The sequence below is a fragment of the Cupriavidus sp. D384 genome (assembly GCF_001652915.1).
Taxonomy (GTDB): Bacteria; Pseudomonadota; Gammaproteobacteria; order Burkholderiales; family Burkholderiaceae; genus Cupriavidus.
This window is the reverse complement of the sequence record NZ_BBQI01000126.1, coordinates 79,685-92,434: the sequence shown is the minus strand read 5'-3', so window position 1 is coordinate 92,434 and position 12,750 is coordinate 79,685. Positions and strand designations below refer to the sequence as shown.

5 protein-coding genes are annotated in these 12,750 nt (G+C 68.7%); all 5 read right to left on the bottom strand.

The genetic code is table 11. The annotated features are described in order from the left end of the window. The coding region (locus A9J21_RS27820; protein WP_066741416.1) for a 4-alpha-glucanotransferase at positions 1 to 1,469 on the bottom strand (1,469 nt) is incomplete at its 3' end. Beyond that, positions 1,466 to 3,613 (bottom strand): glycogen debranching protein GlgX, encoded by a 2,148-nt coding sequence (glgX, locus tag A9J21_RS27815; protein ID WP_066741414.1) that lies wholly within the window; start codon positions 3,611 to 3,613, stop codon positions 1,466 to 1,468. The genes A9J21_RS27820 and glgX, both read right to left, overlap by 4 nt. Positions 3,614 to 3,689: 76 nt before the next feature. Beyond that, complete coding sequence (gene glgB / locus A9J21_RS27810) at positions 3,690 to 5,957, bottom strand: 1,4-alpha-glucan branching protein GlgB (protein WP_066741412.1); 2,268 nt, start codon at positions 5,955 to 5,957, stop codon at positions 3,690 to 3,692. After that, positions 5,950 to 9,351 carry a maltose alpha-D-glucosyltransferase gene (treS, locus tag A9J21_RS27805; RefSeq protein ID WP_066741410.1) on the bottom strand — a complete coding sequence of 1,134 codons (3,402 nt, stop codon included), beginning with the start codon at positions 9,349 to 9,351 and terminating at the stop codon, positions 5,950 to 5,952. Before treS ends, glgB begins: the two co-directional genes overlap by 8 nt. Next, positions 9,348 to 12,659, bottom strand: a complete 3,312-nt coding sequence (locus A9J21_RS27800; RefSeq protein ID WP_066741408.1) for an alpha-1,4-glucan--maltose-1-phosphate maltosyltransferase — start codon at positions 12,657 to 12,659, stop codon at positions 9,348 to 9,350. The genes treS and A9J21_RS27800 overlap by 4 nt, the downstream gene beginning before the upstream one ends. Positions 12,660 to 12,750: the final 91 nt, after the last annotated feature.

Below are 12,750 nucleotides of genomic sequence, written 5' to 3'. Positions count from 1 at the left end.
CGGGCGGGCGCGCCTCCGGGCACCAGCCACATGCGCGCCAGCCCCAGCACATGGTCGATGCGCAGGCCGCCGGCATGGGCCAGGTTGGCGCGCAGCATCTCGATAAAGGCGGCATAGCCGTGGCGGCGCAGGCCGCGCGGCGAGAATACGGCCACGCCCCAGTCCTGTCCCAGCGGGTTGTACAGGTCGGGCGGCGCGCCCGCGTGGAAGCCGTTCAGGATCTCGGCCTGGCGCGTCCATGCGTGGCTGCCGCCGGGGTCGGTACCGACGGCAAGGTCCGCAATCACGCCAACGGCCATGCCGGCCGCACGGGCCCGCCGCTGGGCATCTTCCAGGCCGTGGGCGGCCAGCCATTGCAGGAATGCGTGATAGCCGATGGCGTCGGCTGCGGTGGTCGCCATGCCCACGGCCGCTGCCCCATCGGGGCCGCGCAGCGTGGCGGGCCAGCGCCGCCAGTCGGCCGCGTCGCGGGCGGCGTCGCTGTCAGTGGCGGCGGCCAGCCGCTCCGCCTGGATGGCCTCGAAGGTCGCATGGGCCAGCAGCGCCTTGCCACCGCGCGCGCGGAACGCGGCGAACGCCTGTTTCTGCGTGGCGGGAAGCAGGGTGTCGTGATGCTGCCAGAGCCAGTGCAGCAGTTGCAGCCGCAAGGTGGAGATGGCCGGCCAGTCGATCTCGGTGCGGCGCTCGGCTTCGGCCAGCGCCGCGCCAATGCCAAGCACAGCCACGCCGCGGTCCACGGCGCCCTGGCCGAATACGCCCGCCGGGTCTGCATAGAGCGGGTTGAAGAAGATGCGGCTGGACGGCGAGTACGGGCTGAAACGCTCCGGCAGCGCCGGAAATCCCGCGTGCAGCGGATTGATACCGATGGCATCGGCGCCGGCACGTGCCGCAGCTTCCGCCGTCAGCGCCAGCGTGGTCAGGTCGCCCAGTCCCGTGTCGGCGCCGCGCCGCAGTCCGTACAACTGCACCGACAGCCCCCATGGCTTGCTTGTCAGTACCGGGCGCGGCGATGCCGCCAGCGCGTCGGCCATGCCGAAGCAGCGTGGCGGCGCTACCGCGAGCGTGGTCTCCACGTCGCCCAGCAGCAGATGGTGGTAGCCCCATTGCGATACCGGTTCGATTTCCATCGTGCCGTCGCCGGCACGCCGGGCGATGCCCTCGACGATCGTACCGTCCTCGCATTCCAGGCGATAGGGGCGCTGGGCCAGCGCGTGCGCCCATGGCACGGCCGCGGGCTTGCCCTGGTCGGCGGTGATCAGCGGCGGCAGCGCGTGCGCGCCATCGTCGGCCGCAAGCCGGGCGCGCGAAGCCTCGCACTCGCCGGGCGTGCCGCAGGGCAGATCCAGCGCCGTCAGCACCGTGCGCAGGGCGTCCGGCGAGAGCGTCTGCGGCTGGTTCCATGCGTCGCGCCAGCGCACCTGCAACCCGGCGCGTGCGGCCAGCAGCCGGAGCGGATCATCTTCGCTCATCGCGACGGGTCCTCGTCCTTGGGAACGGCGGCGGCCAGCAACGCCAGCCCGTGCGCGGTCACCCTGTACGCCGGACGGCCCTCGTCATCGAGCGTCACGGGTTCGTCTTCCAGGTCAGGCGCGGTGCTGTCGAACAGGAGGTGCCAGTCCTCGCCGGGCGCCGGCATACGGAACACCACGTCCTCGTGGCTGGCGTTCAGGCACAGCACGATCACCTCCACTTCTTCCTGCGGGCAGTGCGTGGCACGGCGCAGCGCCAGCGTACGGTCTTCAGGATTGCTCCACTGCTCGCTGGTCAATTCATTGCCGTCGGGCCCGAACCAGGCGATATCGGCCAGGCCCGGGGCCGGCTGCGAGCGGCCGTGGACAAAGCGGTTCTCGGTCAGCACCGGCAACTGCCTGCGCAGTGCCAGCAGGCGGCTGACCACGCGGCGCATCGGCGCGTTGGAGGAATGGGCGGCATCGTCCCAGTTCAGCCATGACAGCTCGTTGTCCTGGCAGTAGGCGTTGTTGTTGCCTTGCTGGCTGCGGCACCATTCGTCGCCGGCCGTGATCATCGGCGTGCCTTGCGACAGCAGCAGCGTCGCCATCATGGCGCGTGCCACGCGGCCGCGTGTTTCCAGCACGGCCTCGTCGTCGGTGGGGCCCTCGACGCTGCCGTCCGGGCTCCAGTTGGCGCTGGCGTTGTCGTCGTTGCCGTCGCGGTTGTCTTCGTGATTGGCCTCGTTGTGCTTGTGCGCATAGCTGACCACATCGGCCAGCGTGAAACCGTCGTGCGCGGTGATGAAGTTGACGCTGGCCCACGGCTTGCGGTGGCGGTGGTCGAACAGGTCGGCCGAGCCGGTCAGCCGCGCGGCCAGTTCGCCGCGCTGTCCCGCGTCGCCGCGCCAGAAGCGGCGAACGTTGTCGCGGAACTTGTCGTTCCATTCGGCAAAGCCCGGCGGATGATTGCCCACCTGGTAGCCGCCGGGGCCCAGGTCCCAGGGCTCGGAAATCAGCTTGACGCGCGACAGCACCGGGTCTTGCAGGATCGCGTCGAAGAAGCCCGATCCCGGGTCGAAGCCGTTGCTTTCGCGGCCCAGCGTGCTGCCAAGGTCGAAGCGGAAGCCATCCACGTGGAACACCTCCACCCAGTAGCGCAGCGAGTCCATCACCATCTGCAGCACGCGCGGGTGCGACAGGTTCAGCGTGTTGCCGCAGCCGGTGTCGTTGATGTAGTGGCGCTCGTCGCCGGGCATCAGGCGGTAGTAGCTGGCGTTGTCCAGCCCGCGCCAGGACATCGTGGGCCCCAGTTCGTTGCCTTCGCAGGTGTGGTTGTAGACCACGTCCAGTATCACCTCGATGCCGGCCGCATGCAGCCGCCGGATCGCGATCTTCACCTCGTGGTGCTGGCGGCCGGACAGGTACAGCGGCTCGGGGGCAAAGAACGCGAGCGTGTTGTAGCCCCAGTAGTTGCGCAGCCCGCGCTCCACCAGGAAGCGGTCCTGCAGGAACGCATGGATGGGCAGCAGTTCGATCGCCGTGACGCCCATCTGGAGCAGATGCTCGACAAGGCGCGGGTCCGCCAATGCGGCAAAGGTGCCACGGTACTGCGGCAGCAGGTCTTCGCGCAGCATGGATGCGCCCCGGACATGCACCTCGTAGATCGAGGTCGTGGTCCATGGCTGGCGTGGCGGCCGGTCGTCGCCCCAGTTGAAGCTCTCGTCGATGACCACGGCCTTCGGCATGGTCGGCGCGCTGTCGCGGCGATCGGGCGTGAGGTCGGCGCGCGGGCTGTTGAGACGGTAGCCGAACAGCGCGTCGGACCAGCGCACGGGCCCGCTCAACGCACGGGCGTACGGGTCCAGCAGCAGCTTGTGCGGGTTGAAGCGGTGCCCGCGCGTGGGTTCGTACGGGCCGAATGCACGAAAGCCGTATTGCTGGCCGGGCTGCGCGTGCGGCAGGTAGCCATGCCAGATTTCATCGGTGCACTCGGGCAGCGCCAGCCGCTGCACCTCCTTGCGCCCGTTCGGCGAGAACAGGCACAGGTCGATGCGGCTGGCGTTCGCGGAAAACACCGCGAAGTTGACGCCGAGTCCGTCCCAGTGGGCGCCAAGCGGATACGGCTTGCCGGGCAGCAGGCGATCAACGGTAAGGCTCGCCATGCGTGAAGCTCCTCGTTGTTCTGGTTATGTGTGTCGTGACGGCGCGTACTGCTGGCAGTGGCCCCGGCTTCAGGCGTCAGGCAGCATGCTCCGGTGCGTACCGCAGGATCAGCGTGGCAAGTGGCGGCAGGGTCAGCGAGAACGACGCGGGCTGGCCGTGCGATGGCGTCGCGTCGGCCTGCACGCACCCGCCGTTGCCCATGTTGCTGCCGCCGTAGATTTCGGCATCGGTATTCAGGCACTCCTCCCACGTCCCGGCGAACGGCACGCCCAGGCGGTAGCCGATGCGCGGCACCGGCGTCATGTTGACGACGGCCAGCACCACGTCCTGGCTATCGGGCCCGGCGCGCCGCAGGTACGCAAACACGCTGTTCTGCTGGTCGTCGCCCACGATCCACTGGAAGCCTTCGGGCCGGTGGTCCATCGCGTGCAGTGCCGGCAGGTCGCGGTAAAGGCGGTTCAGGTCGCGCACCAGCGAGTGCACGCCCCGGTGGGCGGGCTGGTCTAGCAGCGCCCAGTCCAGTTCGTCGTCGTGGTTCCATTCGCGCCATTGTGCGAATTCGCCGCCCATGAACAGCAGCTTCTTGCCCGGATGCGTCCACATGAAGCCGTAGTACGCGCGCAGGTTGGCAAAGCGCTGCCAGTCGTCACCGGGCGCCTTGCCGATCATCGATCCCTTGCCATGCACCACCTCGTCATGCGACAGCGGCAGCACGAACGCCTCGGACCACGCGTAGACCATGCCGAATGTCATGTCGCCGTGGTGCCACGGGCGGTGGATCGGCTCGTGGCCCAGGTAGCGCAGCGTGTCGTGCATCCAGCCCATGTTCCACTTGAAACTGAAGCCCAGTCCGCCCGATTCCACGCTGGCGGTGACGCCGGGCCACGCCGTGGATTCCTCGGCGATGGTCAGCGCGCCCGGGCAGCGCTCGCGCACCACCGTGTTCATCTCGCGCAGGAACGCCACCGACTCCAGGTTCTCGCGGCCGCCAAAGCGGTTGGGCACCCACTGGCCCGCTTCGCGGCTGTAGTCGCGATAGAGCATCGAAGCCACCGCGTCCACGCGCAGCGCGTCGGCATGGAAATGTTCGAGCCAGTGCACGGCATTGGCCAGCAGGAAGCCACGCACCTCGTTGCGGCCCAGGTTGTAGATCAGCGTATTCCAGTCCTGGTGATAGCCCTCGCGCGGGTCCTGGTGTTCGTATAGCGCGGTGCCGTCGAACATCGCCAGCCCGTGCGGATCGGTCGGAAAGTGCGCGGGCACCCAGTCCAGGATCACGCCGATGCCGGCCTGGTGGCAGCGGTCGACAAACGATGCGAACTGTTCCGGCGACCCCAGGCGGGCCGTGGGCGCGAACAGCGACAGCGGCTGGTAGCCCCACGATCCCCCGAACGGGTGTTCCGTGATGGGCAGCAGTTCGATATGCGTGAAGCCAAGGTCGCGGATATAGGGCACCAGCCGCTCGGCCAGGATGTCCCAGCCCCGGCCGCTGTCGTTGGCGTCACGCTGCCAGGACATCACGTGCAACTCGTAGACCGACATCGGCGCGGCGTACGGATCGGTCTTCGCGCGCTGTTCCATCCATGCGGCATCGTTCCAGCGGAACGGCGGCGCGGCATGCCCCGCGCAGGCCACCACCGACGCCGTGGCCGGCGGCAGTTCGGTGGCTTGCGCCACCGGATCGGCCTTGTCGGGCAGCGCCTCGCCATGCGGGCCGGTCATGTCGTACTTGTAGCGGCTGCCGGGCCCGACGCCCATGCCCTGCGGCACGAACAGTTCCCAGACGCCCGCGCCGTGGCGCAGCCGCATGGGGTGCCGTGCCGGGTTCCAGCCATTGAAATCGCCAATCACGGACACGCGGCGCGCATTGGGCGCCCACACGGCAAACCGGACCCCCGGTTCACCGTCGATGGTCAGGCATTGCGCACCCAGGCACTTGCCCAGTTCCAGATGGCGGCCCTCGTTGAACAGGTGCAGGTCCAGTTCGCCCAGCAGCAGGCCGAACGCATACGGGTCGGCGGCGATCTGCTCGCTGCCGTCGGGCCAGCGGATGCGCAGCCGGTAGTCGGGGGCGGTGGGTTGCCGGCCTTTGAAGCCGGGCAGGCGCCCGGCAAACACGCCGTCGGCGTGCAGCCGCGTCATGTCGGCCAGAAACTCGCCATCGGCGCCGGTCAGCTGTATGGCCGCCGCGCCGGGCACGATGGCGCGCACCACGGCGCCGTGTTCGTCGCGCTGTGGGCCGAGTACGCCGAACGGATCGGCCAGACGGGCCTCGCGCAGTGCGTCGATGACCGGTCCTGGCAATGTCGGCGCGGGCGCATCGAGCGTGGCGGCATCATTCATGGACATCGTCGTCTCCCAGCAGCTTGCGGACCAGGCGTGCCAGGCCACTGGCCGGCAGGTCGATCCATGCCACGCGGTTGGCCGCCTCGTAGCCCACTTCATACGCCGCACGTTCCAGCAGGAACAGGTCAAGCAGTGGTTGCAGCTGGCCGGTATCGGCCCAGGGCTGCGGCGCAGCCGCCATGGCCTGCTGGTAGCAGTTCAGGAATGCGTCGCCGGCCGTGGTGCGGAAGCGGTCCAGCAACGCGGCGCGACGTTCGGCCTGGGCGGGTGGCAGCGTGGCGTGCGTGCGCTCCTGCCGGTCGGTGCCTACCGTGGCGGCAGCATAGTCGATCGATCGCAAAAGCCCGGCCACGTCGCGCAGTGGCGACGTCTTGCGCCGGCGGAAGGCCAGTGGCTGGCGCGGCTCGCCTTCGAAGTCCACCAGGTAGGTGTCGTTCTGCGCGATCAGTACCTGGCCCAGGTGGAAGTCGCCGTGAATGCGCGTCTGCAGGCTGCCGGGCGCGGCGGCAGCCAGGCGTGCCACCAGATGCGGCAGCTTGTCACGCGCGGCCAGCAGCGTGTCGATGTCGCGCGCGAAGGCCCCCGAGGCATTGCCCCGGCGCGCTTCGAGCAGGCCCAGCGCCTCTTCGAGCGACCGCAGCGCTTCCTCGGCCCATTCCGTGGCCTGCGCCTCGGTGGCCGCCACCGGCGCAAACGCGTCGTCATCGGTCGGCTGCGCCAGCACTGCGTGCAGTTGGGCCAGGCGCCGGCCCAGCGTGCCGACCATCGTGGCGTATCCGGCCATGGCTTCGCCGAACTCGTCCTCGTTGTCGGTCTCGGTGGCGGGCAGGGCGTCGTCGATTGACCGGCCCAGGTAATCGAGGGTCCAGTCCCAGCCATCGCCCTGGTTCAGGATGTAGCCCTGCAGCAGCATCAGCGTATGCGGCGTGCCATCCGCGCCGGTGCGCACGACTTCGCCCAGCAGCGGCGCCGAATGCGTATAGCCATGGCTGGTCAGGTAGCGCGTCATCTCGGCCTCGGGGTGGATGCCGCCGGCCACGCGTCGCACCAGCTTCAGCACGCCTGTGTTGCCGAACGCGAGCGAACTGTTCGACTGTTCGGCCGACATCCACTGCACCGGTTCGGCTTCGAGCGGGGCTTCGGCCAGGCCGGGCTCGGCCAGGTAGCGGATGGTCCCGTGCGGCGTCTCGGCGCTGACGGCGTCGCGCAGCGACTGCACCACGGCGCGGGCGTAGGACTCGACCACGAAGCCGTCCGTCGCCACGCCCACGCGGGAGCCGCGCCGGATGCGGGCCATCGACAGGCCGGTCATCAGCTGCGACATGCCGTCGGTGTTTTCGCGGTCCCATAGCAGTGCCACCGGCAGCTGGTAGCACTCGGTACGGCCCGGTAGCGATACCTCCACCTCGCAGTGCCAGACTTCCTCGCTGGTGCCCACGCGGGCCACGGGCCAGGCGTAGGCGACGGTCACGCGTTCGATGCGTTCTCCCTTGGAGGCAAACCAGCGGCGCCGCGCCAGATAGTTGGGCAGGACTTCGGTGGTCAGTGCGCGGCGGGCCGAGTCGGTCAGCTCGGAGCGGCCGCCAATATTCTGCAGTACCAGCGTGACCTGATCCACCATCTGCTCCGGCGCGTTGACGTGCCACGACGGCGGCTGCGCGTCCTCGCTGAGCACGAACCAGTAGAAGCCATACGGCGGCAGCGTCAACAGGTACGTAAGCTGGCCGATGGCCGGGAACGGCGTGGCGCCGAGCATTTCCACGGGCACGCGGCCGTGGAACTGGGACAGGTCCAGTTCCACGGCCTGCGGCGCGCGCGACAGGTTGGCGACGCACAGGATGTGCTCGCCGTCGTACTCGCGCAGGTACGCCAGGATCTTGCGGTTGCCCGGAAACAGGAAGCGCAGCGTGCCCCGGCCGAATGCGCGGTGCTGACGGCGCAGCGCCAGCATGCGGCGCATCCAGTTCAGCAGCGAATGCGGGTCGCGCGTCTGCGCTTCGACGTTGACGGCCTCGAAGCCGTACAGCGGGCCCTGCAGGGGCGGCAGCACCAGCCGTTCCGGGTCGGCGTGCGAGAAGCCGCCGTTGCGGTCGGGTGACCACTGCATCGGCGTGCGCACGCCGTCACGGTCGCCCAGGTGGATGTTGTCGCCCATGCCGATTTCGTCGCCGTAATAGATCACGGGCGTGCCCGGCATCGAGAACAGCAGGCTGTTCATCAGTTCGATGCGGCGGCGGTCGCGTTCCATCAGCGGGGCCAGCCGGCGGCGGATGCCGAGATTGATGCGGGCGCGGCGATCCGATGCGTAGACTTCCCACAGGTAGTCGCGCTCGCTGCTGGTCACCATTTCCAGCGTCAGTTCGTCGTGGTTGCGCAGGAAGATCGCCCACTGGCAGTTCGGCGGCACCTCGGGGGTCTGCCGCATGATGTCGGTGATCGGGAACCGGTCTTCGCGGGCGATGGCCATGTACATGCGCGGCATCAGCGGGAAGTGGAACGACATGTGGCATTCGTCGCCTTCGATGCCGCCGTCGGGGCTGGCGGCGCCCGTGGTGTCGGCCGTGCCGCCGCCACTGGCGCCGCCAAAGTACTGCTGGGCGTCTTCGGGCCACATGTTGGCCTCGGCCAGCAGCATCCGGCCCGGATACCGTTCGTCCAGGTGGCGGCGGATCTTGCGGATCACCTCGTGCGTCTCGGGCAGATTCTCGTTGCTGGTGCCTTCGCGTTCCACCAGATAGGGCACGGCATCGAGCCGCAGGCCATCGATACCGATGTCGAGCCAGAAGCGCATGACCGACAGCACCTCGTTGAGCACCTGCGGATTGTCGAAGTTGAGGTCCGGCTGGTGCGAGTAGAAGCGGTGCCAGAAATACGCGCCGGCCTCGGCGTCCCAGCTCCAGTTGGATTTTTCGGTATCGCAGAAGATGATGCGGGTGCCGGTGTATTTCTGGTCGTTGTCGGACCATACGTAGTAGTTGCGGGCGGCGGACCCGGGCTTGGCGCGGCGTGCGCGCTGGAACCACGGATGCTGGTCCGACGTATGGTTGATGACCAGTTCGGTGATCACGCGCAGGCCCCGGGCGTGTGCCGCCGACACGAAGCGCCTGGCCTCGGCCAGCGAGCCGTAGTCGGGATGGACATTGCGGTAGTCGGCAATGTCATAGCCGTCGTCGCGGCGTGGCGACGGGTAGAACGGCAGCAGCCAGACCGTGTCGACGCCCAGGCTGACCAGATAGTCGAGCTTGGCGTGCAGGCCGGCGAAATCGCCCACACCGTCGCCGTTGGCGTCGTAGAATGACTTGATGTGCAGCTGGTAGATCACCGCGTCCTTGTACCAGAGCGGATCGGCGTTGAGCAGTGCGGCGTTGGCGCGCTCGGAGAGTCGCTTCATGCCGTGTCTCCAGGTTGTTGTTGGGGCCTGACATGCCAGAGCGAGAATGGCAAGTCGCGCGGGTTCAGGCGGATGCGCTGGCGCTTGCCGTGCCAGGTGAAGCGGGTGCCGAACATCTGGTCTTCGGCGTCCAGCGCGGCGTTGTCCGGCAGGCCCCATTCCCAGAGCGGCAGTTCGATTTCGGTCTCGCGCGGCGCGCGCGGGTCCAGGCTGATGGCGGCCAGCAGTACGTCGTCGCCGAACGCGCCGGCGTGCTCGGCCCCGGTGGGCACAAAGCGCGCGAAATACAGCACGGCGTCGTCGCTGGCGTGATAGAAGCGCAGGCCCAGGTGGCTCTGCAGCGCCGGGTGGTTCGCGCGGATCTGGTTCAGCCGCGAGATCTCGGCCACGATGTTGCCCGGCGCATGCCAGTCGCGCACGCGCAGTTCATATTTCTCGGAGTCGAGGTATTCCTCGCGTTCCACGCCGTTCAGGATCAGCGGCGCGCTTTCGCAGACCTCGAAACCGTTGTACATGCCCCAGAGGCCCGACAGCAGCGTTGCCAGCGCGGCGCGGATCAGGAACGCCGGGCGCCCGCCTTCGTGCAGGAAGAACGGGTTGATGTCCGGCGTGTTGACGAAGAAATGCGGGCGATAGAACTCGCGCAGCGGGCTCTGTGTCAGCTCGGTCATGTACTCGATCAGCTCGGCCTTGGTGTTGCGCCAGGTGAAGTACGTGTACGACTGCGAGAAGCCCAGCTTTGCCAGCCGCGCCATCATCTTGGGCCGGGTGAAGGCCTCGGCCAGGAACAGGGTGTCCGGATGCTTCGCGCGCACGTCCGCGATCATCCATTCCCAGAACGGCAGGGGCTTGGTATGCGGATTGTCCACGCGGAAAATGCGTACGCCCTGGTCGGCCCAGAACATGACCACGTCACGCAGCGCCTGCCAGAGCTGCTGGCCGCCCGGTGGCGCCGCGTAGAAGTCGACGTTGACGATATCCTCGTACTTCTTGGGCGGGTTTTCGGCATAGCGCAGCGTGCCGTCCGGACGGTGCGAGAACCATTCGGGGTGCTCGCGCAGCCAGGGATGGTCGGGCGAACACTGGATGGCGAAGTCCAGCGCCAGTTCGATTCCCATGTCGGCCGCGGCCCGGCGCAGGCGCTGGAAGTCCTCCAGCGTGCCCAGTTGTGGATGGATCGCGTCGTGCCCGCCCTCGGGGCTGCCGATGGCATACGGGCTGCCCACGTCGCCAGGTTCGGCCTTCAGGCTGTTGTTCTTGCCCTTGCGGTGCGCCTGGCCGATGGGATGGATCGGCGGAAAATACAGCACGTCGAAGCCCATCGCGCGAATGGCGGGCAGGCGGCGGATCACGTCATCGAAGGTACCGTGGCGGTTCACATCGCCACTCTCGGAGCGCGGGAACAGTTCGTACCAGCTGGCAAAGCGGCCGGCCAGGCGGTCAGCCTCGATTGGCATGATGGTCGGGTAGCGGCTCGCGAACGGGCGGCCGGCCGGCGTTTCCATGGCCGCGCGCATGGCCGTCTCGGTGCGCGGCGACAGCAGGATTTCCAGGCGCAACGCGTCATCGGCTGCGGCCGACAGGTCGGCCAGGATCGCGCTGGCGTCGGAGATGGCTGCGCCGTCCGGCGTATCAAGCGTGGCTGCCACCAGTCGCGCGCCTTCCTCGATCTCCAGCTTGATGTCGACGCCGGCCTTGCGTTTCTTGCCCACCTCGTCGAGCCAGCTGGCGAATGTATCGCGCCAGGCCTCGACGGTGAATTCATGGCGGCCCAGGGCCACCATCGGGAAACTGCCGCGCCAGCGGTCGTTGACGATATGGACCATCGGCGCGGCGCGCCACGCCTGCTCTCCGGGGCCGCGCCACAGGACGGCGGCAGCCAGCTTGTCATGACCGTCCATCCAGATATCGGCGCTGACTTCCACGCGTTCGCCCACGGTGCGGCGCACGGCAAAGCGGCCGTTGTCGGTGCTGGGCGCGAGGTTTTCGATGGCTACGCGCGGGGCTTCCATCGCGGCGGCCAGCGCCCGATCGGCGGCGCGGTCGGATGACTTGCGGGCGTCCTTGCGCCCGTTGGTGGTGACGACGGGAGCCGGGACCGCTTCGAACAGACGGATATCGGCCGGCGGCAGCGTGATGGTGCTGCAGGGGCTCAGCTTGTCGAGGCCATCTTCGAGCGTGCCGCCCGGGCCGCCGTCCACGGGCGTCAGCGTGGCCGATGGTTGCGGCAGTCCGCTCAGCACCCGGTCGACGCCGAACGACGCCGGCTGCACGGGGCATGGGTTCAGCACCACCGTCAGTGCGCGCTCGCCGGCGGCGCCGTTGGCAAGATGGCGCGGCACGCGCGCCAGCACGGTCAGCGGGGCATCCGGGCCGCTGACCTGGCGCACCGCCACGGCGGGCTCGTCGTCGCGGCCAGCCAGCCAGGCGTTGGCCTGCATCAGTTCATGGGTCAGGTCGTAAGGCGCGTCGACGATATCGTCGGGATGGCCGTCAGCCTGTGCGCCGGGCGAGGTATCGGGCGCGGCGGCATGTGCGGCGGCCGCGCCCGTCTCGTACCCCGCCGGTACCATCCAGCCATCGCCGATGGCGGCTGCCGTCCACAGCGCCCGCCGTGCGGCCAGCACGTCAACGCCGTCCGGCGCCAGCGCGGGCGCTGCCAGTACGCGGCCGAAGCGGCGCAGGCGGGCGATTTCCTCGGTCAGCCAGGCGCTGCGGTAGTCCCACCACGGCAACGACGAAAAGGCGCCGTCGAACGGTGCGGCAGACAGGTCGTCGAGTTGCTGTGGCGTGGTGCCGGGCGTCCAGGCCAGGAACAGCGGCTTGCCGGCCGGGCCGGCGCCGTTATTGCGCTGCAGCGTCTCGATCAGTTCGGTCCAATGCCGCCCCGCTACGCGCGATGGTGCCCTGCAGCAGAAGCCCGCCGCGCCGATGGCGAGGGCATCGCCCAGCTGCGCCGTCCACCAGGCCAGCAACTGGCTGGCCGTGGCGTCGTCGAACCAGCGCACGCGCACGCCGGGCAGATGGTTGTCCGTGGCATCGGGGCTGCCGGCGGGCCGCGCATGATCGACCCAGCCGTCGTGCATGGCCGCGGTGTCACTGGGGAGGCGGTCGAGCGCCAGGTCCAGCAGCGGTGCCAGGCCATGCTTGCGGCAGGCTTCGAACGCGGCTTGCAAGGCGTCGGGCCGTGAGTGGGAGGCCGACCAGCCGGCCAGCAGGATATGGTCGAATCCAAGCCTGGCAGCGCGCACCAGTGCGTCGTTGTCCAGTGCCCGCGATTCCGTCAGGTTGATTTGGCAAATGCGCACGTCACACGTCCTCTGGCCGTGGGGCGCCCGTAGGGCAGGCGGGCGCGCGTCATGTCAATTCCATAAGGACATGCAGACGGCATGCCAGCGC

Coding starts and splice junctions, on each gene's coding strand:
- glgX (WP_066741414.1), bottom strand. CDS start 3,613: ATGGCGAGCCTTACCGTTGATCGCCTGCTGCCCGGCAAGCCGTATCCG.
- glgB (WP_066741412.1), bottom strand. CDS start 5,957: ATGAATGATGCCGCCACGCTCGATGCGCCCGCGCCGACATTGCCAGGA.
- treS (WP_066741410.1), bottom strand. CDS start 9,351: ATGAAGCGACTCTCCGAGCGCGCCAACGCCGCACTGCTCAACGCCGAT.